The 24,188-nt window shown below is 68.9% G+C and carries 22 protein-coding genes; 12 read left to right on the forward strand and 10 right to left on the reverse strand.

Translation table 11 applies throughout. From position 1 onward, the window contains the following. The first annotated feature begins 3 nt into the window (after window positions 1-3). From lpxA to HHL10_RS04855, 4 genes are read left to right on the forward strand one after another with little or no spacing between them, the layout of a single operon-like run. Window positions 4-795, forward strand: coding sequence for an acyl-ACP--UDP-N-acetylglucosamine O-acyltransferase (gene lpxA / locus HHL10_RS04840; RefSeq protein WP_169159195.1), 792 nt, complete (start codon window positions 4-6; stop codon window positions 793-795). Window positions 796-800: 5 nt separating this feature from the next. Continuing rightward, the gene (lpxB, locus tag HHL10_RS04845; protein WP_235971079.1) at window positions 801-1,955 is read left to right on the forward strand and encodes a lipid-A-disaccharide synthase; all 1,155 of its coding nucleotides are present in this window, start codon (window positions 801-803) and stop codon (window positions 1,953-1,955) included. After that, entirely contained in the window at window positions 1,924-2,565 is a 642-nt protein-coding gene (gene rnhB / locus HHL10_RS04850; protein ID WP_169159196.1) for a ribonuclease HII, read from the forward strand. The genes lpxB and rnhB overlap by 32 nt, the downstream gene beginning before the upstream one ends. Further along, window positions 2,565-3,341, forward strand: coding sequence for a TrmH family RNA methyltransferase (locus HHL10_RS04855; protein WP_169159197.1), 777 nt, complete (start codon window positions 2,565-2,567; stop codon window positions 3,339-3,341). The genes rnhB and HHL10_RS04855 overlap by 1 nt, the downstream gene beginning before the upstream one ends. Before the next feature lie 50 nt (window positions 3,342-3,391). Here HHL10_RS04855 and ppsR read toward each other — a convergent pair whose 3' ends face one another. Further along, the gene (gene ppsR, locus HHL10_RS04860) at window positions 3,392-4,213 is read right to left on the reverse strand and encodes a posphoenolpyruvate synthetase regulatory kinase/phosphorylase PpsR (RefSeq protein ID WP_169159198.1); all 822 of its coding nucleotides are present in this window, start codon (window positions 4,211-4,213) and stop codon (window positions 3,392-3,394) included. A gap of 200 nt (window positions 4,214-4,413) precedes the next feature. Here ppsR and ppsA point away from each other — a divergent pair, with 200 nt between their 5' ends. From ppsA to rplI, 5 genes are all read left to right on the forward strand, one after another. Continuing rightward, window positions 4,414-6,810: a phosphoenolpyruvate synthase gene (gene ppsA / locus HHL10_RS04865; RefSeq protein WP_169159199.1), complete on the forward strand. Its 2,397-nt coding sequence runs from the start codon at window positions 4,414-4,416 to the stop codon at window positions 6,808-6,810. Window positions 6,811-7,018: 208 nt separating this feature from the next. After that, window positions 7,019-7,381: a 30S ribosomal protein S6 gene (rpsF, locus tag HHL10_RS04870; RefSeq protein WP_169159200.1), complete on the forward strand. Its 363-nt coding sequence runs from the start codon at window positions 7,019-7,021 to the stop codon at window positions 7,379-7,381. Continuing rightward, on the forward strand, window positions 7,381-7,716 hold the full coding sequence (priB, locus tag HHL10_RS04875) for a primosomal replication protein N (protein WP_169159201.1): 336 nt from the start codon (window positions 7,381-7,383) through the stop codon (window positions 7,714-7,716). The genes rpsF and priB overlap by 1 nt, the downstream gene beginning before the upstream one ends. 44 nt (window positions 7,717-7,760) lie before the next feature. Then, window positions 7,761-8,051, forward strand: a complete 291-nt coding sequence (gene rpsR, locus HHL10_RS04880) for a 30S ribosomal protein S18 (protein WP_169159202.1) — start codon at window positions 7,761-7,763, stop codon at window positions 8,049-8,051. A 15-nt stretch (window positions 8,052-8,066) separates the two neighbouring features. Then, window positions 8,067-8,519 (forward strand): 50S ribosomal protein L9, encoded by a 453-nt coding sequence (gene rplI, locus HHL10_RS04885; RefSeq protein ID WP_169159203.1) that lies wholly within the window; start codon window positions 8,067-8,069, stop codon window positions 8,517-8,519. A 209-nt stretch (window positions 8,520-8,728) separates the two neighbouring features. Here the strand turns inward: rplI and HHL10_RS04890 are convergent, their stop codons facing one another. Continuing rightward, a complete protein-coding gene (locus tag HHL10_RS04890) occupies window positions 8,729-9,601 on the reverse strand; it encodes an OmpA family protein (protein ID WP_169159204.1) in 873 nt (290 codons plus the stop codon). A gap of 2 nt (window positions 9,602-9,603) precedes the next feature. Then, window positions 9,604-10,356: a flagellar motor protein gene (locus HHL10_RS04895; protein WP_169159205.1), complete on the reverse strand. Its 753-nt coding sequence runs from the start codon at window positions 10,354-10,356 to the stop codon at window positions 9,604-9,606. 243 nt (window positions 10,357-10,599) lie between these two features. Here HHL10_RS04895 and dnaB point away from each other — a divergent pair, with 243 nt between their 5' ends. Further along, complete coding sequence (gene dnaB, locus HHL10_RS04900) at window positions 10,600-12,009, forward strand: replicative DNA helicase (RefSeq protein WP_169159206.1); 1,410 nt, start codon at window positions 10,600-10,602, stop codon at window positions 12,007-12,009. 91 nt (window positions 12,010-12,100) lie between these two features. Next, on the forward strand, window positions 12,101-13,276 hold the full coding sequence (locus HHL10_RS04905; protein ID WP_169159207.1) for a PA0069 family radical SAM protein: 1,176 nt from the start codon (window positions 12,101-12,103) through the stop codon (window positions 13,274-13,276). 310 nt (window positions 13,277-13,586) lie between these two features. Here HHL10_RS04905 and HHL10_RS04910 read toward each other — a convergent pair whose 3' ends face one another. Continuing rightward, window positions 13,587-15,293 carry a phosphoethanolamine transferase gene (locus HHL10_RS04910; protein ID WP_169159208.1) on the reverse strand — a complete coding sequence of 569 codons (1,707 nt, stop codon included), beginning with the start codon at window positions 15,291-15,293 and terminating at the stop codon, window positions 13,587-13,589. A gap of 258 nt (window positions 15,294-15,551) precedes the next feature. Here HHL10_RS04910 and HHL10_RS04915 point away from each other — a divergent pair, with 258 nt between their 5' ends. Beyond that, the gene (locus HHL10_RS04915) at window positions 15,552-17,411 is read left to right on the forward strand and encodes an LTA synthase family protein (RefSeq protein WP_310734526.1); all 1,860 of its coding nucleotides are present in this window, start codon (window positions 15,552-15,554) and stop codon (window positions 17,409-17,411) included. A 135-nt stretch (window positions 17,412-17,546) separates the two neighbouring features. Here HHL10_RS04915 and dnaJ read toward each other — a convergent pair whose 3' ends face one another. The 6 genes from dnaJ to HHL10_RS04945 form a co-directional block, all read right to left on the reverse strand. Continuing rightward, window positions 17,547-18,695, reverse strand: coding sequence for a molecular chaperone DnaJ (gene dnaJ, locus HHL10_RS04920; protein WP_169159210.1), 1,149 nt, complete (start codon window positions 18,693-18,695; stop codon window positions 17,547-17,549). 98 nt (window positions 18,696-18,793) lie between these two features. Next, a complete protein-coding gene (gene dnaK / locus HHL10_RS04925; RefSeq protein ID WP_169159211.1) occupies window positions 18,794-20,755 on the reverse strand; it encodes a molecular chaperone DnaK in 1,962 nt (653 codons plus the stop codon). Window positions 20,756-20,844: 89 nt separating this feature from the next. Beyond that, on the reverse strand, window positions 20,845-21,429 hold the full coding sequence (gene grpE, locus HHL10_RS04930) for a nucleotide exchange factor GrpE (RefSeq protein WP_169159212.1): 585 nt from the start codon (window positions 21,427-21,429) through the stop codon (window positions 20,845-20,847). Window positions 21,430-21,569: 140 nt separating this feature from the next. Further along, window positions 21,570-22,007 carry an Hsp15 family ribosome-associated heat shock protein gene (locus HHL10_RS04935; RefSeq protein WP_169159213.1) on the reverse strand — a complete coding sequence of 146 codons (438 nt, stop codon included), beginning with the start codon at window positions 22,005-22,007 and terminating at the stop codon, window positions 21,570-21,572. Next, complete coding sequence (locus HHL10_RS04940) at window positions 22,004-23,413, reverse strand: sensor histidine kinase (protein WP_169159330.1); 1,410 nt, start codon at window positions 23,411-23,413, stop codon at window positions 22,004-22,006. The genes HHL10_RS04935 and HHL10_RS04940 overlap by 4 nt, the downstream gene beginning before the upstream one ends. A 26-nt stretch (window positions 23,414-23,439) precedes the next feature. Beyond that, entirely contained in the window at window positions 23,440-24,108 is a 669-nt protein-coding gene (locus tag HHL10_RS04945; protein ID WP_169159214.1) for a response regulator transcription factor, read from the reverse strand. Window positions 24,109-24,188: the final 80 nt, after the last annotated feature.

A 24,188-nucleotide genomic window follows, 5' to 3' on the forward strand; every position in this document is an offset into this window, starting at 1 on the left:
CCGATGGCCCTGATCCATCCCACCGCGCTCGTGGACCCGGCGGCCGAGCTGGCCGAGGACGTCAGCGTCGGCGCCTACACGCTCATTGGCCCCCAGGTCGTGATCGGTGCGGGCACCACCGTCGGGCCGCATTGCGTGATCGAGGGCCGCACCACCATCGGCCGCGACAACCGGATCTTCCAGTTCGCCTCGCTGGGCGCCGCCCCGCAGGACAAGAAGTACGCCGGCGAGCCCACCGAGTTGCACATCGGCGACCGCAACACCATCCGCGAGTTCTGCACCTTCAACCGCGGCACGGCTCAGGATGTGGGCGTTACGCGCGTGGGCGACGACAACTGGATCATGGCCTACGTGCATATCGCGCACGACGTGCAGCTGGGCCACAAGACCATCCTGGCCAACAACGCCACGCTGGCCGGCCATGTGCATGTGGGCGACTGGGTGATCGTGGGCGGCCTCACCGGTGTGCACCAGTTCGTGCAGATCGGCGCGCACGCCATGATCGGTTTCGCCACGGCGCTGTCGCAGGACGTGCCGCCGTTCATGATGATCGACGGCAACCCCGCGCAGGCGCGCGGCTTCAACATCGAGGGCCTGCGCCGGCGCGGCTTCAGCCGGGCCCGCATCGCGCAGGTCAAGCAGATGCACAAGCTGCTCTACCGCGAAGGCCTGACGCTGGACAACGCCAGGGGCCAGATCGAGGCGCTGCGCGGCGGCGCCGACGCGGACGGCGACGCCGACCTGGGGCTGATGCTCGAATTCCTGGAACGCGCCAAACGCGGCATCGTGCGCTGACCGCCATGGCATCCATCGCAGGCGATCCTCGCTTCTCGATGGTCGCCGGCGAAGCGTCCGGCGACCTCCTGGCCTCGCTCCTGCTGGGCGGGCTCAGGCAGCGCTGGCCGCGGCTTTCGGCCACCGGCATCGGCGGTCCCAAGCTCACTGCACAGGGCTTCACCGCCTGGTGGCCCTCGGAGAAGCTGGCCGTGCATGGCTATGCGGAAGCGCTGCGGCACTACCGCGAGATCTCGGGCATCCGCGAGGCGCTGGCCGCGCGGCTGCTGCAGGAGCGGCCCGACCTGTTCATCGGTGTGGACGCACCCGACTTCAACCTCGGGCTGGAAGCGCGGCTCAAGGCCGCGGGCGTGCGCACCGTGCACTTCGTCTGCCCGTCGATCTGGGCCTGGCGCGGCGGGCGTGCCAAGCGCCTGGCGCGCAGCACGGACCATGTGCTGTGCCTCTTTCCCTTCGAGCCCGAGCTGCTGCGCGGCCATGGCATCGAGGCCAGCTATGTGGGCCACCCGTTGGCAGACACCATCCCGCTGGAGGTGCCCCGCGCCGCGGCGCGCGCGGCATTGGGTCTGAGCGACGGCGCGCCCGTGCTGGCCCTGCTGCCCGGCAGCCGCCGCGGCGAAATCGCGAACCTGCTGCCGACCTTCCTGGGCGCGGTGAGGTTGCTGCATGCGGCGCGGCCCGACCTGCGCTGCGTGCTGCCGGTGGCGCCGGGCCTGCGCGGGCTCGTCGATGCGCAGATCGCCACCCATGGCGCCGGGCTGCCGCTGACGCTGCTCGACGGCCGCTCGCACGAGGCGCTGGCCGCCTGCGACGTCACGCTCATTGCCAGCGGCACCGCCACGCTGGAGGCGGCGCTGTTCAAGCGGCCCATGGTCATCGCCTACCGCATGGCCGCGCTGAGCTGGCAGATCATGAAGCGCATGCGCTATCAGCCCTGGGTCGGGCTGCCCAACATCCTGTGCCGCGATTTCGTGGTGCCCGAGCTGCTGCAGCACGATGCCACGCCCCGCGCGCTGGCCGACGCGGTGCTGCAGTGGCTCGATGCGCCGCAGCGCGCGGCCGCGCTGGAACAACGATTCATGGAACTTCATCACCTTCTGCGGCGCGATACGGCCCGCACGGCCACGGATGCGATTGCACGACTGCTGGATCGGGCCTGAGCAGATGGCGCTGTGCTTTGACGTGCCCGGCCTGGTGGCCGGTGTGGACGAGGCCGGGCGAGGCCCGCTGGCGGGGCCGGTGGTGGCCGCGGCCGTGATCCTGGACGATGACGATCCCATCGAGGGCCTGGCCGACTCCAAGGCGCTCACCGCGCGGCGGCGCGAGCTGCTGTTCGACCAGGTGCGCGCCCGCGCGCTGAGCTTCTGCATCGCCGAGGCCAGCGTGGAGGAGATCGACCGCCTCAACATCTTGCACGCCACCATGCTGGCCATGAAGCGGGCCGTGGAGGGACTGCGCCTGAAGCCGGCCAAGGCGCTGGTGGACGGCAACCGGTTGCCGCCGCTGCGCATTCCGGCCGAGGCCATCGTGCGCGGCGACGCGCTGGTGGCTTCCATTTCGGCCGCGTCCATCCTGGCCAAGGTGCACCGTGACCGGTTGTGCGCGCAACTCCATGCCGAGTACCCGCACTACGGCTTCGACGTGCACAAGGGCTATCCCACGCCGGCGCACCTGGCGGCGCTGCGCGCGCATGGCGCCAGCGCCGTGCATCGGCGCAGCTTCAGGCCCGTGCGCGAGGCGCTGGCCGCCGGCGGCCGGGAGGTGGCGTGATGGGCGAGCCGGTACGCATCACCTCGCGCGACAACCCGCTGCTGGTGAAACTGCGCAAGCTCACGCAGGATCCGTCGGCGTACCGCAAGCTCGGCCTGGTGTGGCTGGAAGGCGACCACCTGTGCCGGGCGCTGCTCACGCGCGGGCAGCGCCCGGCACAGGCCGTGGTGAGCGAGTCAGGCTGGCTGCAGCCGGCGCTGCGCGAGCTCGCCGCCGCGGCGCCCAAGGCCATGGTGCTGCCGGACGCGCTCTTTGCCGGCATCAGCGCCTTGGAATCGCCCGCACGCATCGGCTTCACCTGGGTGCCGCCGGCGCTCTCCGACATCGCCGCCGGGCAGGCCAGCGTGGTGCTGGACCGGGTGCAGGACGCGGGCAACCTCGGCAGCATCCTGCGCAGCGCCTCGGCCCTGGGCTTTGGGCAGGTGATCGCGCTCAAGGGCAGCGCCGCGCTGTGGTCGCCCAAGGTGGTGCGCGCCGGCATGGGCGCCCATTTCAACCTGCGCCTGGTCGAGGGTATCGAGCCCGAAACCTTGACGGCGCTGCAACTGCCGTTGGTGGCCACCAGCTCCCATGCGGCGCAGGCGGTGCATGAGGCCCCGCTGCCCTGGCCCTGTGCCTGGGTGATGGGGCATGAGGGGCAGGGCGTGCGCGAGGAGTTGCTGCAGCGCTGCGACCTCACCGTGCGCATTGCGCAGCCCGGGGGCGAGGAGTCGCTCAACGTTGCCGCCGCGGCGGCGATCTGCCTGCACGAGTCGGCGCGGCGGCGCACCGGCTGACGGGCTTCGGCGCGGGTTCCCGGGCAGCCCGCGCCAGGTTGCCCGCTGGCTCAGTAGATGAGCCGGTCGGGGCGGATGTCGCGCAGGATGGTGGTGGCGATCTCCTCGATCGACTTGTGCGTGGAGCTGAGCCAGCCGATACCCTCGCGGCGCATCATGGCTTCGGACTGGCGCACCTCCCAGCGGCAGTTCTCCAGCGCCGCGTACTTGCTGCCCGGTCGGCGCTCGTTGCGGATCTGCGAGAGACGCTCCGGGTCGATACTCAGGCCGAAGCACTTGCGCTTGTGCGGCGCCAGCGAGGAGGGGAGCTGGCCGCGCTCGAAGTCCTCGGGAATGAGCGGGTAGTTGGCGGCCTTGATGCCATGCTGCATGGCCAGGTAGAGCGAGGTGGGCGTCTTGCCGCTGCGGCTCACGCCCACCAGGATCACGTCGGCGCTCTCCAGGTTGCGCGCGGACTGCCCGTCATCGTGCGCCAGCGAGAAGTTGATGGCCTCGATGCGCTCGTTGTACTCCTCGCTCTTGGCCACGTCCGAGAAGCGGCCGACGCGGTGGTTGGACTTCACGCCGAACTCAGCCTCCAGCGGCTCGACGAAGGTGTTGAACATGTCCAGCATCAGCCCGTGCGGCGACTCCTTGACGATGCGGCGCACGGCCTCGTTGACCAGCGTGATGAACACGATGGGGCGCTTGCCCTCGCGCAGCGCGGTGGCCTCGATTTCGGCGGCCACCTGCGCGGCCTTCTCTTCGGTGTCGATGAAGGGCCGCCGCACATGCCGGTGCTTGGCCGGGAACTGCGCCAGGATCGAATTGCCGAAAGTCTCGGCGGTGATGCCGGTGCCGTCGGAGACGAAGAACACGGTTCGGTTGGGCATGACGTACAGCAAGATGGAGTGTTGTGACGATCATAGGTGGCGGCTGCGTAGAATCACGCCCAATTCGCCTTGCGGCCCCGACGGCACGACTGCCCGGGATCTCCAAATCCAAGAACATCAAGAACAAATCCACACCGGGCACGTTTTCGTGTCGGCGGCTGCGCAGGGCTCCAGCTTTCCCATCATCACGGAGCTTTTCCATGTCCAACCTTCAAGCCGCAACCGCTCTGGTCCTGCCTTTCGAGCAGCTGCGCATGACCGACGTCGAGTCGGTCGGCGGCAAGAACGCCTCGCTGGGCGAAATGATCAGCCAGCTCGCCGCCTCCGGTGTGCGCGTGCCCGGTGGCTTCGCCACCACGGCCCACGCGTTCCGCGAGTTTTTGAAGTTCAACAACCTCACCGAGAAGATCAACGCCCGCCTGTCGGCGCTGGACGTCGATGACGTGCGTGCGCTGACCGAGGCCGGCGCCGAGATCCGCGGCTGGGTCACGGACGCGCCGTTCCCGCCGGCCTTCGAGGCGGCGGTGCGCGAGGAGTTCGTGCGGCTGACCGGCGACCACCCCGGTGCCAGCTTCGCCGTGCGCTCCTCGGCCACGGCCGAGGACCTGCCCGATGCGTCCTTCGCCGGCCAGCAGGAGACCTTCCTCAACGTCAGCGGCATCGAAGACGTGCTGCACAAGATGAAGGAGGTCTTTGCCTCGCTCTACAACGACCGCGCCATCAGCTACCGCGTGCACAAGGGCTTTGCGCACAGCGACGTGGCGCTGTCGGCCGGCGTGCAGCGCATGGTGCGCTCCGACCTCGGCGCCGCCGGTGTGATGTTCACCATCGACACCGAAAGCGGCTTCAAGGACGTGGTGTTCATCACCGCCAGCTACGGCCTGGGCGAGACGGTGGTGCAGGGCGCCGTCAACCCTGACGAGTTCTACGTGCACAAGCCTGCCCTCAAGGCCGGCAAGTTCTCGGTCATCCGCCGCAACCTGGGCTCCAAGCTCATCCGCATGGAGTTCGCCAGCCCTGAAGAGAAGGCCGCCACCGGCCGCCTGGTGCGCACGGTGGACACGCCCCCCGAGCAGCGCAACCGCTACTCGTTGAACGACGCGGACGTGATCGAGCTGGCCAAGTTCGCGCTCATCATCGAGGAGCACTACGGCCGCCCGATGGACATCGAGTGGGGCAAGGACGGCCAGGATGGGCAGCTCTACATCCTGCAGGCCCGCCCCGAGACGGTGAAGAGCCAGGCCGAAGGCAAGGTCGAGCACCGCTACAAGCTCAAGGGCAAGGGCACCGTGCTGGCCGAGGGCCGCGCCATCGGCCAGAAGATCGGCACCGGCCCCGTGCGCCTGGTGCGCAGCCTCGCCGAGATGGAGCGCGTGCAGCCCGGCGACGTGCTGGTGGCCGACATGACCGACCCCAACTGGGAGCCGGTGATGAAGCGGGCATCGGCCATCGTCACCAACCGCGGCGGCCGCACCTGCCACGCCGCCATCATTGCGCGCGAGTTGGGCATTCCGGCCGTGGTGGGCTGCGGCGACGCCACCGAGACGCTGCCCGACGGCGCGCTGGTGACGGTGTCCTGCGCCGAGGGCGACACCGGCTTCATCTACGACGGCCTGCTCGAAACCGAGATCAGCGAGGTGCAGCGCGGCGAAATGCCCTACTGCCCCATCAAGATCATGATGAACGTGGGCAACCCGCAGCTCGCCTTCGACTTCGCCCAGATGCCCAACGCGGGCGTGGGCCTGGCGCGGCTGGAATTCATCATCAACAACAACATCGGCGTGCACCCGAAGGCCATCCTCGACTATCCCAACGTCGATGACGACCTGAAGAAGGCGGTGGAGTCGGTGGCCCGTGGCCACGCCTCGCCGCGTGCGTTCTACGTGGACAAGCTGGCCGAGGGCGTGGCCACCATTGCGGCGGCCTTCTGGCCCAAGCCGGTGATCGTTCGCCTGTCGGACTTCAAGTCCAATGAGTACCGCAAGCTCATCGGCGGCACCCGCTACGAGCCGGACGAAGAGAACCCGATGCTGGGCTTCCGTGGCGCCTCGCGTTACATCAGCGGTGACTTCAGCGACGCCTTCGGCATGGAGTGCGAAGCGCTCAAGCGCGTGCGCAACGACATGGGCCTGACCAACGTCGAGATCATGGTGCCCTTCGTGCGCACCGTGGCGCAGGCGCAGCGCGTGGGCGAGATGCTGGCCAGCCGCGGCCTCAAGCGCGGCCAGGACGGCCTCAAGCTCATCATGATGTGCGAGGTGCCCAGCAACGCCATCCTGGCCGAGCAGTTCCTGGAGCACTTCGACGGCATGTCCATCGGCTCCAACGACCTGACGCAGCTGACGCTGGGCCTGGATCGCGACTCCGGCCTGGAGCTGCTGGCCAGCGACTTCGACGAGCGCGACCCGGCCGTGAAGGCGCTGATCTCGCGCGCCATCACGGCCTGCCGCGCCACGGGCAAGTACGTCGGCATCTGCGGCCAGGGCCCCAGCGACCACCCCGACTTCGCCGACTGGCTGGCATCGGAGGGCATCGTCTCGATCTCGCTGAACCCGGACTCCGTGGTCGACACCTGGCAGCGCCTGGCCAAGCGCTGAGCCTTGCAAGGCCGTGCCCGCGCACGGTCACGCGACCCGAGAAAAAGCCCAAGCCCCGCTTGGGCTTTTTCCATGAGGCTCAGGCTTTGAGCCTGCCGCCCTGGCGGTCAATCCTGCTCGGCTGCTATAATCGCCGGCTTGCCTTGCCGTCCCTGCATGTTGACGCAGCGGGACGGCTTCCGTTTTTTGGAACCCACAAGGAGCATTCATGCGTCATTACGAGATCGTGCTGCTGATCCACCCGGATCAGAGCGAACAAGTTCCGGCCATGCTGGAGCGCTACAAGAACCTGGTCACCAACGCTGGTGGCAAGGTGCACCGCGTCGAGGACTGGGGCCGCCGTCAACTGGCCTACCTGATCCAGAAGCTGGCCAAGGCGCACTACCTGTGCCTGAACATCGAGTGCAGCAAGGAAACGCTGGCCGAGCTGGAGACGGGCTTCCGCTTCAACGACGCCGTGCTGCGCCACCTGACCGTGGCCAAGGACAAGGCTGAGACGACCCCGTCGGTGATGATGAAGGCCGTCGAGAAGGAAGAAGCCCGCAAGGCCGCTCAGGAGAGCGCCGCCTGATGAGCGCGGGCGCGTTTGCGCCGCTGCCGCAGGCCGCCGTCAGCGCGAACCGGCTGGTGCTCCATGCCCAGCTCGTCGAGCGCGGCGCCTTGCGTTATACCCCCGCCGGACTGCCGGCTTTCGACCTGGGGCTCAAGCACGAGTCGCAGGTCCTGGAAGACGGCCTGCCGCGCCGGGTCTCGCTGGAGATCCGGGCCGTGGCGATCGGGGAGATCACGCGGCGCGTCGGGGCGCTGGAGCTGGGAGACAGCGGTGAATTCGCCGGTTTCCTGAGCGCCGGACGCAACGGACGCGGACTGCTCTTCCATGTCACGGCACTCGACCCCGCCGGTTGAGCTGCACTGTTCGCAATTTCGAATCTGGATTCAAGGAGTCAAACATGGCCCCGCCCCGTGGAAAAGGTCGCTTCTCGAAGGACCGCAAGCCCAAGCGCAACCAACAGTCGCTGCTGTTCCGCCGCAAGCGCTTCTGCCGCTTCACCGTCGCCGGTGTTGAGCAGATCGACTACAAGGACATCGACGTGCTGCGCGATTTCGTCGGTGAGAACGGCAAGATCACGCCCGCGCGCCTGACCGGCACGCGCGCCTTCTACCAGCGTCAGCTCACCACCGCCATCAAGCGCGCGCGCTTCCTGGCGATGCTGCCGTACAGCGACCAGCACAAGCTCTGATAGGAAAGCAGCACCATGCAAGTGATCCTGCTCGAAAAGGTCGCCAACCTGGGCAACCTGGGTGACGTCATCAAGGTCAAGGACGGTTACGCCCGCAACTTCCTGATCCCGACCAAGCAGGCGCGCCGCGCCACCGAGGCCGCGATCAAGGAATTCGAAGCCCGCCGCGCCGAACTGGAAAAGGCCGCCGCCGACAAGCTGGCCGCCGCCCAGACGCTGGGCGAGCGCATCTCGGGCCTGACGGTCCAGATCGCGCAGAAGGCCGGCGTGGACGGCCGTCTGTTCGGCTCGGTGACCAACGCCGACATCGCCGAGGCCCTCAAGGCCAAGGGCTTCGACATCGCCAAGGCCCAGGTGCGCCTGCCCAACGGTCCGCTCAAGGCCGTGGGCGAGTTCCCCGTCGCCGTGGCTGCCCACACCGACGTGGTGGTCGAACTGACCGTCAAGGTCGTTCCCGAGGCGGAGTGACGCCCCGGCGAGGCTGTCCGGAGCGCCCTGGCGATCCTTCAGCTTCGGCGAGCCTGGCCTGCGGAGCAGGAGCGGTCGCACCCCGCGGATCGCTTCTCGCCGGCTGACCAGGCTCCTCAACTCAAAAGCCCCTCCAGCTTCGGCTGCGAGGGGCTTTTTGTTGGGGCGGCAGGCTGAGGGTTCAGCCTGCGGGTCGTTGCCGTTCAGGCTCAGGGCGCGACGACGATGATGGCCACGCGCCGGTTGCGCGAGCGGCCCTCGGCGGTGGCGTTGTCGCCGACCGGCTTGGTGTCGGCCATGCCCACGGCGCTGAGCCGCGAGGCGCGCACGCCGTATTCCTGCAGCAGCCGCACCACGCGCGAGGCGCGGGCCGCGGAAAGCTCCCAGTTGCTCGGGTACAGCGCGCTCTGGATCGGCGATGGGTCGGTGTGGCCCTCGACCTGCAGCAGGTTGGGCCGCGAGACGAAGATGCGCGCCACCTGCGCCACGATGTTGCGGGCGCGCTGGTTGATGTCGGCCGTGCCGACCTCGAACAGCGCCGTGTCGCGGATCTCGACCTGCACGCCGCGCGGCACGCGCCGAGCGCGCACGTCGCCGCTGTCGATCAAGGGCGCCAGCGCCTCCTCGATCTCGGACAGCAGCAACTCCGGCGCACCGATGAGCTGGCTCGCCGGTGGGGCCACCTGCGAAGCCGCCTGCGGCTGGTCGTGCGGCACCACGCGCCCCAGCAGCTCCTCGTGCGTCTCCTTGGGCAGCAGCGTGTACAGCGCCAGGAAGAACACGAACATCAGCGTGATGAAGTCGGCGTACGACACCATCCAGCGGTCCACCGAAGCGCTGCCTTCGCCCTCGGCTGCGGACGCGAACAGCATCGGTGCGGGCTTGTTGTGGCTGGCGGAGCGGCTGGCGCGTTGTTGCAGGGCCTCGATCGCCTGATGGCCGGGTGCGTGGGCACCGATGTCGGCCAGCGCCTTTTCCAGTGCGCTGTCCGTGGCTTCGGAGGCGCGGAAACCGGTCGAGCCGGTGCCGCGAGCGTCCTCGTCCTGGGCGGTGTCGCACAGCTCGCTGCTTGCGGACCGCATGCTCAGCTCGCCACGCCGTTGACGAAGGCTGTCAGGCGCTCGCGCACCCTGGACGGACTCTCACCGCTGGCAATGGCCGCAGCGGCTTCCATGCGCATCTCGTCGCGCAAGGTCATGGCGCTGATGATCACCTTGAGCTTGCCGGCGATGGGCAGGTAGAGCAGGTTGGCCGTCACCAGTCCATAGATGGTGGCGACGAAGGCCACCGCGATGCCCGTTCCCAGCCGCGACGGGTCCTTCAGGCTCTCCATCACGTGCAGCAGGCCCAGCACCGAGCCCAGGATGCCGATGGTCGGCGCGTAGCCCGCGGCGGCCTCCCACACGCGTGCGCCCACGCGCAGCTGCGCGTCGCGGATCTTGATCTCGGTCAGCAGTCGCTCGCGGATGAAATCGGCCCGGTGGTTGTCGGCCACCAACTCCAGCGCTTTCTTCAGAAACGGGTCCTGCGTGACGCGGGCCGTGTCTTCCAGGCGCGGCAGACCCTTCTTGGCACCGATTTCGGCCATGGCCGTCCAGGTCTTGATTTCTTCAGGCGTGATGCCCTTGGGCGGAATCACCAGCCAGGCCAGCATCTTCACTGCACGCAGCGCGCAGCCCGGCGTGCTTTGCACCAGCACGGCACCCAGGGTGCCGCCGATCACGATGAGAAATGCCGAAGGCTGGATCAAAGAAGAGGCCTTGCCGCCTTCCATCGCCTGGCCCGTGAGCACTGCCGCGATCCCGACGATCAAGCCGAGCAGTGTGATAGCCAGCATGACACTCTTTCTGTATGTCTAATTTGTTGCTAAAAGTGTAGTTGACTGCCTTGAACCGGGGATTGCCAAGCGCGCCAGGGTTTACGCTGGCGCGAGGAGTTTTTGGCTCTTCAAGGTGGTTTGAAGTGGCCGGGTGGGCTGATTTCGGGCCGCGTGGGCTGGCCGCCACAGCTGGCATGAGGACGTCACGGTTGCCGGCACCGTGACGTCAGCGGCGGTAGGGGGGCACCGTATCATCGCCCGATGCCTGCTGTATTTCCCCCCCGTGACGCCTCTCCCGCCCCGCGTGACGAGGAAGTGGCACGCCTGCGCGTGCCCCCGCATTCCATCGAGGCCGAGCAAAGCGTGCTCGGCGGCCTGCTGCTCGACAACGGCGCCTGGGACCGTGCCGGCGACACGCTCGCCGAAGGCGACTTCTACCGCTACGAGCACCGGCTGATCTACGCCGCCATTGGCGGCCTCATCAGTGCCAGCAAGCCCGCTGACGTCATCACCGTTTTCGAGCAGCTTCAGAGCTTGGGCAAGGCCGAGGAGTGCGGTGGCCTGGCCTACCTCAACGCCCTGGCGCAGAGCGTGCCCAGCGCGGCCAACCTGCGCCGCTACGCCGAGATCGTTCGCGAGCGCGCCATCCTGCGCAAGCTCATCGAGGCCAGCGACGAGATCGCCACCAACGCCTTCAATCCGCAGGGCCGTCCGGTGTCGCAGATCCTGGACGAGGCCGAGGGCAAGATCTTCAAGATCGGCGAGGAAGGCTCGCGCCAGAAGCAGGGTTTCCAGGGCATGGACCACCTGGTGATGCAGCTCATCGACCGCGTCACCGAGCTGGCCGAGAACGGTGCCGAAGAGGTGACCGGCGTGCGCACCGGCTTCTACGACATGGACCGCATGACGGCGGGCCTGCAGCCGGGCGACCTCATCGTCCTGGCCGCGCGCCCTTCCATGGGCAAGACCGCCTTCGCCCTGAACATCGCCGAGCATGTGGCGGTGCACGAGGGCCTGCCGGTGGTGGTGTTCTCCATGGAAATGGGCGCGGCGCAGCTGGCGTTGCGCATGGTGGGCTCGCTGGGCCGCATCGACCAGCAGCACCTGCGCACCGGCGCACTGCGCGACGACGAGTGGAGCCGCCTTACCGAGACCGTGGACCGCCTGAGCAAGGCCAGCGTCTTCATCGACGAGACGCCGGCCCTCAATCCCGCCGAGCTGCGTGCGCGTGCCCGGCGCCAGGCGCGCCAGTGCGGCCGCCTGGGCCTGATCGTCATCGACTACCTGCAGCTCATGAGCGGCTCGGCGGGCAACGAGGAGAACCGCGCCACCGTCATCGGCGAAATCTCGCGCGGCCTCAAGGCCCTGGCCAAGGAGCTGCACTGCCCGGTGATCGCGCTGTCGCAGCTCAACCGCTCGGTGGAAACGCGGCCCGACAAGCGGCCGATGATGAGCGACCTGCGCGAGTCCGGCGCCATCGAGCAGGACGCCGACGTGATCATGTTCATCTACCGCGACGAGTACTACAACAAGGAGTCCAAGGAGCCCGGCGTGGCGGAAGTGATCATCGGCAAGCAGCGTAACGGCCCGGTGGGCACGGTGAAGCTGACCTTCCTGAAGCCGCTGACCAAGTTCGACAACCTCGCCCCCGGCAGCGTGGCCGACTACTGACGCCACCGCCTTGCAGCCGTGGCACGGCGGCCACGGCCCCCCGGAACGCACCCCTGTGCAGACCGGTACGACTACTGTATAAAACCACAGTATGCGTACCGCCCACACTCCTGCCGCCGTGCCCCTGCGCTTCATGCCCTACAAGGGGCGGGGCGCGTCGGGCCACATCGCGTCCCGTTTCGAGGCGCTGGACCGCGAAGGCTTCGATGACGGTTGGGGCACGCTGGCCCAGGCGGCGCTGCAGGAGCGCGCTGCGCCGCGCACGCAGCTCATCGAGCAGCACGCGCGCACCATCCTGTCGGGCAACGACTCGCCCGACATTCCCTTCGATCTGTCGATCAACCCCTACCGCGGCTGCGAGCACGGCTGCATCTACTGCTTCGCGCGCCCCACGCACAGCTATCTCGACTTCTCGCCGGGGCTGGACTTCGAGACGCGCATCGTGGCCAAGACCAACGCCGCCGAGAAGCTGCACGAGGCTTTCGCCAGCCCGGGCTACGAGCCGGCGCTGCTGAGCCTGGGCTCGGCCACCGACGCCTATCAGCCCGCGGAGCGGCAGCTGCGCATCACGCGCGGCCTCATCGAGGTGCTGTCCGAGCACCGCCACGCCTTCAGCATCGTCACCAAGTCCGCCGGCATCGAGCGCGACCTGGATCTCATCGCGCCGATGGCGGCGCAGCGGCTGGCCGCGGTGTACGTCTCCATCACCACGCTGGACGTGAAGCTCGCGCGGCTGATGGAGCCCCGGGCCGCCGCGCCCGCGCGGCGGCTGCGCACCATTGAAACGCTGGCGCGCGCCGGTGTGCCGGTGGGCGTGAGCGTGTCGCCGCTGATCCCGCTGCTCAACGAGCCGGAGCTGGAGCGCATCCTGGAGGCCGCGCGCGACGCCGGCGCCAGCCGCGCCTTCAGCGTGTTGCTGCGCCTGCCGTGGGAAGTGAACCCGCTGTTCCAGCAGTGGCTGCAACAGCACTTCCCGCAGCGCGCGGCGCACGTGATGGCGCGCATGCGCGAGCTGCGTGGCGGGCGTGACAACGACGCGCGCTTCGGGCGGCGCATGCGCGGGCAGGGCGTCTGGGCCGAGCTGCTGTCGCAGCGCCTGCACAAGGCCTGCGCGCGGCTGGGCCTCAACCGGCAGCCGCTGGAGCTGGATCTGACGCAGTTCCGCCGCCCGGCCGCGCCCGCGCGCCAGGCCGCAGCGGTACGCCGGGGTGCACCGGCCAGTGCCTTGACGACGCAGTTGGACAACCTGCAGGGCGAGTTGTTCTGAGAAGAGCCTACAGGTCCACGGGGGGAGAGCAGGGCCGGGGCGGAGGTGGGCAGTGACGTCGCCCACCTCCGCCCGAGCCGGCCAAAGGGAGCTGTCTTCTTGCGTGCCACTGTCAACTCTGGAGCAACAAAGTTCTCATTGAGTGGAGGGAGATCGTCTCAATGTGAACCCGGCATAAACAACAGGGGATGCTGGGCACCAACTGCCTTGTCGTTGGCTTGAGGCATGCGCCATGGCGCCGGCTTCGCAGATGACCGTGGGAGTGCCCGGCAATCGTTCCGTCTGCAGTTGCTCGCCTTGGGTCTGGAGCTCAGTGGGCGGTCGCGTCCATTGGCCGACGACAGGGCGCGAAGACGTCCAGATCAGCCCGGTACTCCGTCGTCTTCACCTGCAGCCAGCCCAGCACGCTGTGCGAGAGATGGTCATGGGACAGCGGCTGCTGGCGCCGGCCGCGCAGGCAGCCCAGGTCGTGGCCCGTGGCGGCCTCGGTAGCCTTGGGCCACCAGGCGATGAGCGGCACATGCTTTTGGGCGCGCGGCGCCACGCTGTAGGGCAGGCCGTGCAGGTACAGGTTGTTTTCGCCCAGTGACTCGCCATGGTCCGACACGTACAGCAGCGCCGGTGTCCAGGCAGGCGTCTTGTGCTGCAGCCAGGCCGCCAGCGCGGTGAGCAGCCGGTCGGTATAGACGATGGAGTTGTCGTAGGCGTTCACCAACGCCTGCCGGTCGCAATGCTGCAGTGCCGTGTTGGTGCACTCGGGCTGGAAGGGCTTGCCGTCGGCCGGCGAGCGCAGGTGGTAGGCCGGACCGTGGCTGCCCATCTGGTGCAGCACCAGCACCACGCCGCGCGCGCGGGACTCGGCGGGCAGCTGCGCCAGGCGCTGGTCCAGGCCGTGCAGCATCGCCATGTCGAGGCATTCGCCGTTGTCCTTGCACAGGCCCGGCGGCAGCGGCGGCGCGCCGGGCACGGGATCGCTGGCCATGGCGTTGTGCACGCGGTCGCACAGGCCCTTGCAGCCGGACTGGTTGTCCAGCCACAACACCGCCAGCCCGGCGTGCTGCAGCACGTCCAGCAGGTTCTCCTGGGGCTGCCGCTGCGCCTCGAAACCCTCCCGGCCCAGCAGCGAGAACATGCACGGCAGCGAGGCCGCGGTGCTGGTACCGCAGGATGTGACGTCGGTGAAGCTTGCCACCGGCAGGCCTGACAGGCCCGGGTTGGTCGGCCGGCCGTAGCCATTGAGGGCGAAATGGTCGGCGCGGGCCGTCTCGCCCACCACCAGCACCATCAGCGGCGGCGGGGCGCCCTGGGGCCGCGCCGCCAGCACCGCGTCGCGGCCCACCGGTGCCGGCGGCACGTTGCGCTGCGCCGCAGCGGAGCGCGTGGTCGCGCGCGCCACCGAGTACCAGCCGTTGATCGGGCTGATCATGTAGCGCAGCGTGGTGTGGTTGCGCATCAGCGAGGAGAAGTCGGCGAAGGTGGCGTAGATCAGCCCCGCCGCCAGCGCCAGTCCGCCCACCAGCAGCGCGAGGTTGCGCAGCAGCCCGCGCGGCAGGCCCGGGCGCGCCAGCGGCTGGCGCCAGAGCCAGGCCATCGGCAGCAGCGCCAGCAGCAGGAAGCTCAGCAGCAGCGGCAGGCCCAGCAGGTCGCGCACTTCGCGCGCGTCGGTCTGCAGCACGTTGACCATCATCGTCGGGTCGAGCACCACGCCGTAGCTGCCGATGAAGTGCGCCGCTCCCGCCAGGCACAGCAGCACGAGGCTCAGCAGCGGCTTGACCAGCCGCGGCCAAGCCAGCGGCGCCAGCAGCGCGGCCAGCACGCCGGCGATGCCCAGGCCCATCGACAGGCCCAACACCGGCAAGCGCCAGCCTGCGAGCTCCGGCAGCGACATCAGGCGCTGCCACAGCGGCCAGTTGCCCGGACCGGCGCACCACAGTGCCGTGAGCACGACCAAACCCTGGGGGCTCCAGGCTTGGCGCGAGTTTCGGATTTCCGAGGAAAAGAGCACGCGGGATTTCATTTGGGGCGCGATTGTCCCGGACTGGCTGGGGCACGCTCCGCTCGCGCGGTCCAAGTACCGACGCAGCGTGCGCCTTAATGCCGGCTTCAGCTCCCGGTACTAGATTGCGCCCCACCCGATGCGCAGCTCCTGTTGCGCTCCCACCAGACGCTTTCAGCGGCTCCTCCGTCGGCCGTCCCACCTATGTCGTTTGCATCACCGACCGCCGGCCCGGCGCGATGGCTGCCCCGGCGCTTGCAGCCGCTGCTGCCCGTGCTCGTGGCTTTCCTGGTTTTCAATGCGCTGGTCCGGCTGGGCCTGCTGGCCTTCAACGGCCAGTGGTCGCTGGCGCTGCCCTGGCGGCTGCTGCCCATCCTGGGCATCGGCGCACTGTTCGACCTGGGCGTGGCCGCCTTCTTTTTGCCGCCGCTGGGCTGGCTGCTGCTGGTCTGGCCGGCGCGGCGTGCGCGCGGCCTGCGCTGGACGATGCTGGCGTTGCTGCTGCCGCTGTGCGTGCTGATGGTCTTCGTTGGCGTGGCCGAATTCACCTTCTGGAACGAGTTCGCCTCGCGCTTCAACTTCATTGCCGTGGACTACCTGGTCTACACCTCCGAGGTGCTGGGCAACATCCGCGAGTCCTACAACTTGCCGCTGCTGCTGGGCGGCGTGGGCGTGGTGGCGCTGGCGATCTGGGCCCTGCTGGCGCGACGGCTGGCGCGCCAGCAGGGCTGGGCCGCGGACGGCATGAGCTGGCGCCGGCGCGGCGCCGTGGCGCTGCTGCTGGCCGCGGCGCCGGTGCTGTCCTATGTCGCGTTGGACGAGCGCTACAAGGAGTTCTCCGCCGATGCGCAGGCCAACGAGCTGGCGGGCAACGGCTACTACGACTTCTGGTACGCCTTCTGGCACAACGAGATCGACTACGACCGCTTCTACAGCACGCTGCCCACGCGCGATGCCGCGGCCGAGCTGGCGCTGGAGCTGGGCAGCCCGGCCGCGGCCCATCCCTTCGACCGCGAAGTGGTGCACGCCGGGCCGGAGAAGCGGCTCAACGTGGTGCTGGTGTCGGTGGAAAGCCTCTCCGCCAGCTTTCTGGGCGTCTTCGGCAACCAGGAGGGCCTGACGCCGAACCTGGACCGCCTGGCCCGGGACGGGCTGCTGTTCACGCGGCTGTACGCCACCGGCACGCGCACGGTGCGCGGGCTGGAGGCGCTGGCCCTGAGCGTGCCGCCCACGCCGGGGCACTCCATCGTCAAGCGCCCCGACAATGCCAACCTCTACACGGTGGGCGAGGTCTTCAAGAGCAAGGGCTACGAGCCGCTCTACATCTACGGCGGCTACGGCTACTTCGACAACATGAACGCCTTCTTCGGCGGCAACGGCTACACCGTGGTGGACCGCACGGCGCTCAAGTCCGACGAGATCCATTTCGAGAACATCTGGGGCGTGACGGATGAGGACCTGTTCAGCCTGGCGCTGCGCGAGCTGGACCAGCGCGCCGCGGCCGGCAAGCCGTTCTTCGCGCACGTGATGACCACCTCCAACCACCGGCCCTTCACGTACCCGGACGGGCGCATCGACATCCCGTCCAAGACCGGGCGCGAGGGCGGCGTGAAGTACACCGACTGGGCCATCGGCGACTTCATCGAGCGCGCCAGGAAGAAGCCCTGGTTCGACGACACGGTGTTCGTGATCGTGGCCGACCACACCCACAACGGCCGCGGCCGCCAGGAGCTGCCGCCGGACAACTACCACATCCCCATGCTCATCTACGCGCCCAAGCATGTGGCGGCCGGGCGGGTGGACAGCATCGCCTCGCAGATCGACGTCGCGCCCACGCTGCTGGGGCTGCTCAACTTCAGCTACCACAGCCGCTTCTTCGGGCAGGACATCCTGCGCGAAGGCCAGCAGCACCAGCGCGCGCTGCTGGCCAACTACCAGACGGTGGGCTACTACCAGGACGGCCGCGTGGTCGAGCTCAAGCCCGGCGGCCGCTCGCGCGTGGTCGATGCCGACACCGGCCGCGAGCTGCCCGATGACGCGCTGAGCCAGCAGCTGCGCGAGGAAGCCATCGCCTACTACCAGGTCGCGGCCTCGGCCTACAAGAGCGGCGAGCTGCGCCTGGCCGCGGCCTCGCGCTGAGCGGGGCGTCCCCGGCTTCGATCTCTTCCGAGCCGCCTGCAAAAAAGCCCCGCAGGCTCGACACCTGCGGGGCTTTGGCTTGAGGCCTTGCGCGCTGACCGAGCACTCGGATCAGGCTCAGAACGCGTCACGCACTCACTTGAAGAGGTCCTTGATGCGATCGGTAAAGCTCTTGGCATTGGGCGAGTGGCGGTCGCCGGACTTCTTGAAGGACTCGTCGAGCTCCTTGAGCAGCTTGCGCTGGTGCTCGGTGAGCTTCACCGGGGTCTCCACCGCGATGTGGCAGTACAGGTCGCCGGGGTAGCTGGAGCGCAGTCCCTTGACGCCCTTGCCGCGCAACCTGAAGGTCTTGCCGTGCTGGGTGCCCTCGGGCAGCTCGATCTCGGCCTTGCCGCCCAGGGTGGGCACTTCCACCGCGCCGCCCAGCGCCGCCAGCGTCATGCCCACCGGCACGCTGCAATGCAGATCGTCGCCGTCGCGCTCGAAGATCTCGTGCGGCTTGATGCGGATCTCGATGTACAGGTCCCCCGGCGGGCCGCCGTTGGTGCCGGGCTCGCCGTTGCCGGCCGAGCGGATGCGCATGCCCTCGTTGATGCCGGCCGGGATCTTCACTTCCAGCGTCTTCTGCTTGCGCAGCTTGCCCGCGCCGGAGCAGGTGGGGCAGGGCTCGGGAATGATGCGCCCGCTGCCGTGGCAGTGCGGGCAGGTCTGCTGGATGCTGAAGAAGCCCTGGCGCAGGTGCACCGTGCCCGAGCCGCCGCAGGACGGGCAGGTCTTGGGCGAGGTGCCGGGCTTGGCGCCGCTGCCGTGGCAGGTGTCGCAGCTCTCCCAGCTCGGGATGCGGATCTGCGTTTCCTTGCCGTTGGCCGCCTCCTCCAGCGTGATCTCCATCGTGTAGCTGAGGTCGCCGCCACGGTAGACCTGCTGCCCGCCCGGACCGCGGCGCGCGCCGCCGCCGGCCTGGCCGAAGAGGTCGCCGAAGATGTCGCCGAAAGCCTCGGCGAAGCCGCCGAAGCCTTCCGGGCCCGGGCCACGGCCGGCGCCCATGTTGGGATCGACCCCCGCATGGCCGTACTGGTCGTAGGCGGCCCGCTTTTGCGAGTCGGAGAGCATCTCGTAGGCCTCCTTGGCCTCCTTGAATTTCTCTTCCGCCTTCTTGGCATCGTCACCCTGATTGCGGTCAGGGTGGTATTTCATGGCCAGCTTGCGGTAGGCCTTCTTGATGTCCTCCTCGCTGGCGTTCTTGGCCAGTCCGAGGACCTCGTAGTAATCACGCTTCGCCATGGCAATTGCTGCGTCGATGCAAAAAGCCCCCGTGTGCGCCTCAGAGCCCACACGGGGGTGTTTTTAGAACTTAGAAGTCAGTCGGGCTCAGCGGCGCGTCACTTCTTGTCCTTGACTTCCTTGAACTCGGCGTCCACGACGTTGTCGTCGGCCGGACGCGAGCCCGAGGCGGCTTGCTGCTGCGGCGCCTCGCCGCCCGGGGCGGCACCCGCGGCGGCGTCGGCACCGGCCGCGGCCTGGGCGTCGGCATACAGCTTCTCGCCCAGCTTCTGGCTGGCCGTCATCAGGGCCTCGGTCTTGGCCTCGATGGCATCCTTGTCGTCGCCCTTGAGCGCTTCCTCGGTGTCCTTCAGCGCGGCCTCGATCTTCTCCTTCTCGCCGGCCTCGAGCTTGTCGCCATGCTCGGTCAGGCTCTTGCGCACCGAGTGCACCAGGGCGTCGGCCTGGTTGCGCGCCTGCACGAGTTCGAGCTTGCGCTTGTCCTCGGCCGCGTTCACCTCGGCATCCTTGACCATCTTCTCGATCTCGGCCTCGGACAGGCCCGAGTTCGCCTTGATGGTGATCTTGTTCTCCTTGCCCGTGCCCTTGTCCTTGGCCGAGACGTGCAGGATGCCGTTGGCGTCGATGTCGAAGGTCACCTCGATCTGCGGCAGGCCGCGCGGCGCCGGCGGGATGCCTTCCAGGTTGAACTCGCCCAGGCTCTTGTTGCCCGAGGCCATCTCGCGCTCGCCCTGGTAGACCTTGATCGTCACGGCCGGCTGGTTGTCGTCGGCGGTGGAGAACACCTGCGAGAACTTGGTCGGGATCGTGGTGTTCTTCTTGATCATCTTGGTCATCACGCCGCCCAGGGTCTCGATGCCCAGGCTCAGCGGGGTGACGTCCAGCAGCAGCACGTCCTTGCGCTCGCCGCCCAGCACCTGGCCCTGGATCGCGGCGCCGACGGCCACGGCCTCGTCAGGGTTGACGTCCTTGCGCGGCTCCTTGCCGAAGAACTCCTTGACCTTCTCCTGCACCTTGGGCATGCGGGTCATGCCGCCGACCAGGATCACGTCGTCGATGTCGCCGACCTTGACGCCCGCGTCCTTGATGGCGATGCGGCAGGGCTCGATGGTGCGCTCGATCAGCTCCTCGACCAGCGCTTCCAGCTTGGCGCGGGTGAGCTTCAGGTTCAGGTGCTTCGGACCCGAGGCGTCGGCCGTGATGTAGGGCAGGTTGATGTCGGTCTGCGTGCTGTTGGACAGCTCGATCTTGGCCTTCTCGGCAGCTTCCTTGAGGCGCTGCAGCGCCAGCACGTCCTTGGTCAGATCGACGCCTTGCTCCTTGCGGAACTCGGTGACGATGTAGTCGATGATGCGCTGGTCGAAGTCCTCGCCGCCCAGGAAGGTGTCGCCGTTGGTGGAGAGCACCTCGAACTGCTTCTCGCCGTCCACGTCGGCGATCTCGATGATCGAGATGTCGAAGGTGCCGCCGCCGAGGTCGAACACGGCGATCTTGCGGTCACCCTTGCCGTGCTTGTCCAGGCCGAAGGCCAGGGCCGCGGCGGTGGGCTCGTTGATGATGCGCTTGACGTCCAGGCCCGCGATGCGGCCGGCGTCCTTGGTGGCCTGGCGCTGGCTGTCGTTGAAGTAGGCCGGCACCGTGATCACGGCCTCGGTCACTTCCTCGCCGAGGTAGTCCTCGGCCGTCTTCTTCATCTTGCGCAGCACTTCGGCGCTGACCTGGGGCGGCGCCAGCTTCTTGCCGCGCTCTTCCACCCAGGCGTCGCCGTTGTCGGCGGCGACGATCTTGTAGGGCATCAGGTCGATGTCCTTCTGCACTTCCTTCTCGGTGAACTTGCGGCCGATCAGGCGCTTGACGGCGTAGAAGGTGTGGCGCGGGTTGGTGACGGCCTGGCGCTTGGCGGAAGCGCCGACCAGGATTTCGCCGTCTTCCTGGTACGCGACGATGGAGGGGGTGGTGCGCGCGCCTTCGCTGTTCTCGATGACGCGGGTGGTGTTGCCTTCCATCACGGCCACGCACGAGTTCGTGGTGCCGAGGTCGATGCCGATGATCTTGCCCATGTCTTGCTCCTGTTATGTCAGGGATGTCTGCTTGTTCTGGAGGTGTGGTCGCGCGGCCGGCTTTCAAGACCGCACGTACGCCCTGGTCTTTACTTGGGGGCGGCCACCGTGACGAGGGCCGGGCGCAGCACGCGCTCGGCGATCAGGTAGCCCTTTTGCAGCACGTTGACCACCGTGTTGGCTTCCTGGTCGGCCGGCACCATGCTGATGGCCTGGTGCTGATGGGGGTCGAAGCGCGTGCCCGCGGGCGGTGCCACTTCGACCACCTTGTTGCGCTCCAGCGCCTGGCTCAGCTGGCGCAGCGTGACCTGTACGCCTTCGAGCACCTGCTCAGTGGTGGCATTGGGCGTGGCCAGGGCGGCTTCCAGACTGTCCTTGACGGGCAGCAGGCTCTCGGCAAAGCCCTCGACGGCGAACTTGCGCGCCTTGGCCACTTCCTCCTCGGCGCGGCGGCGCACGTTCTCGGTCTCGGCCTTGGCGCGCAGGTAGGCCTCGGAAACCTCGGCGTGGCGGGCTTCCAGCTCGCTCAGGCGCTGCTCCAGCGAAGGCGTGGCCTCGGTGGCGGCGCCGTTGGCCGCATCGACCGGCGCGGTTTCGGGAGCGGTGGCGGGAGTGTCGGCAGCCGGCGGCACGGCAGCCGCGTCCTGAGTCGTGGTGTTGTCGGTCTGGTTCATGGGTGTGGTGAACTCCATCGCCTCGCCACCTGGGGGCTATCCCCCGGGCTTCAAGAGGGTCAACGAAAAAAAGAAACGGCCGCCTGCACGGGCTGGCCGCCGCGGGCGCCGCGATCAGTGAAGCTGCGGCGGCATGGGGATCACTCGTCGAGCTTGGCGCTCCAGCGGTCCCACTCGACACGCCCGCGCTGCTCGCGTTCGAGCTCGCGGCGGTCGCGCTTGGTGGGGCGGCCCTGCGTGATGCTGTGGGCCGGTTCGATGCCCTGGCGCCGCTGCTCGGCCGCGACGCGGCGGGCCTCCAGGCTCTCGGGCGTCTCGACGTACAGGGCCTGTGCCAGCGGCGCCGGGCCGCGCACTTCACTCAGGGCGCGCACCTCGACCTCGCGCAGCACGCCCTGCTGGCGCCACGACACGCGGTCGCCGGCCTTGAGCTCGCGCGAGGCCTTGGCCACCTGGCCGTTGACGCTGATGCGGTTCTTGCCGATTTCCTCGGCCGCCAGGCCGCGCGTCTTGAAGAAGCGGGCCGCCCACAGCCACTTGTCCAGCCGTACGCGTTCTTGGAGGGGCAGTTCGATCATGGGGCGCGATTGTCAGCCAGTGCCAGGTGCACCACGGCGTCCAGGCCTTCGAGGCGCTCCGCCGCGCCCCGGTCCAGCAGCTCGATGCGGCCACCCAGCGACATGACGATTTCGTGGCAAATCGCAAGCCCGAGACCCGAGCCGCCGGCGCTGGTGGAAGCCGCGAAGGCCTGGAACAGATGCCGGCGCTGCTCGGCCGGGATGCCGGGGCCGTCGTCGCGGATCGTGAGCACGGCCTGACCGTCCAGGTGCTGCAGGCGCACCAGCAGCAGCGAGCGCGTGTGGCGGATGGCGTTGTGCAGCAGGTTGCGCGTGAGCTCGCGCAGCGCCCACTCGTGCGCGCGCACCGGGGCGGGGCCGTCGCCCAGGTCCAGCTCGAAGTCCAGGCCGCGCTGCGCGATCAGCGCCGACAGCTCCAGCGCCACGCCCTGCACGATCGGCGCCCAGTCGCTCACCGGCGCGTCGCCCTGCTGGCGCAGCTGCTCGACCTTGGCCAGCGCCAGCATCTGGTTCACGAGCAGCGTGGCGCGTTCCACCGTGGTGCCGATCTCCCGCAGGGCCTGCTCGGGCGGCAGGTCGCCGCGCCGGGCGGACTGCACCTGCACCCGCAGCACCGCCAGCGGGGTGCGCAGCTGGTGCGAGGCGTCGCGCACGAAGCGCTTCTGCTGCGCCGCCGCCTGACCCAGGCGCGCCAGGACCTCGTTGGTGGCCCGGATCAGCGGCTGCAGCTCGCGCGGCGCGTCGGGGGCATGGATGGGCGCGAGCGTGTCCTCGTCGCGCGCGGCCACGTCCTCGCTGAGCCGGCGCACCGGCGCGGTGGCGCGCTGCACCACCCACACCACCACCAGCGCGATCACCGCCACCAGCAGCGCCTGGCGCCACAGCGTGTCCAGCAGCAGCTCGCGCGCCAGCGCGCGGCGCAGCTCCAGCGTCTCGGCCACCTGGATCGTCGCCATGCCCTGGCCCAGCGGCGAGGCCACCGGCTGCAGCAGCACCGCCATGCGCACCGGATCGCCGTGGTAGTGGTCGTCGTAAAAATCCACCAGCGCCGCGTAGGCCGGGCGGTCCGGGATGCGGCCCTGCCAGCGCGGCAGGTCGGCGTAGCCGGACAGCACCTCGCCCTCGAAGCCCGTGACCCGGTAGTAGAGCCGGCTGCGGTTGTCAGCCTCGAAGGCTTCCAGCGCGGCGTAGGGCACCGTGGCGTTCAGGCGCAGCTTGCCGCCCTCGTTGCTGAGATAAAGCAGCTCGCCGATGGACTTGGCGGTGGCCAGCAGCGTGCGGTCGTAGGCCTGGTTGGCCGCGCGCAGCGCCTGCCGGTACAGGCTCCAGGCATTGAAGCTCACCAGCGCCAGCACCGGCACCAGCAGGCCCAGCAGCAGCCGCGCCCGCAGCGACAGCCGCGCCATGGGACCGCCGGTGTGTCCCGTCTCGCTCACGCCGGTGCCTGCAGCAGGTAGCCCAGCCCGCGCAGCGTCACCAGCTGCACGCCGGTGGGCGCCAGCTTCTTGCGCAGCCGGTAGGCCACCACCTCGATGGCCTCGGGCTGCACCGTGGCGTCGCCGGCAAAGACCAGCTCGAACAGCCGCTCCTTGGCCACGGCGTGCCCGGGCTTGGCCAGCAGCGCGCGCAGCAGCGCGGCCTCGCGCGGGGCCAGCTCCAGCGGCCGGTCCAGGTGGTAGACGGCGCCGCTGGCCGCGTCCACGCGCAGCCCGCACCAGCTCGCCGGCTCGCCGCCGGCGCCACCGCGACGACGCACCAGCGCGCGCAGCCGCGCCTCCAGCTCGTCCAGGTCGAAAGGTTTAGGCAGGTAATCGTCCGCGCCGGTGTTGAGGCCCAGGATGCGGTCGCCCACCGTGCCGCGCGCGGTGAGGATGATCACCGGCGCCTCCTGCCCCTCGGCGCGGGCCTGCGCCAGCACCTCCAGCCCGTCCACGCCCGGCAGGCTCAGGTCCAGCACCACCGCGTCGGGCACCGCGGCGCGCCAGCGCTCCAGCGCGCGCGCGCCGTCGCCGCAGACGCTGACCTGGATGCCGCGCCGCTCCAGCGCCCGCTGCAGTGCGGCCTGCATGGCCGCGTCGTCTTCCACCAGCAGCACCTTCATGTGCTTTGTTCTCCGTACTTCCCCTGATGTCATTGACAGCCGACTGACAGCGCCCGTGCCAAGAATCGCCTCGCTTGCAA

The sequence above is a fragment of the Azohydromonas caseinilytica genome (assembly GCF_012927045.1).
GTDB classification, from domain to species: Bacteria; Pseudomonadota; Gammaproteobacteria; order Burkholderiales; family Burkholderiaceae_C; genus Azohydromonas; species Azohydromonas caseinilytica.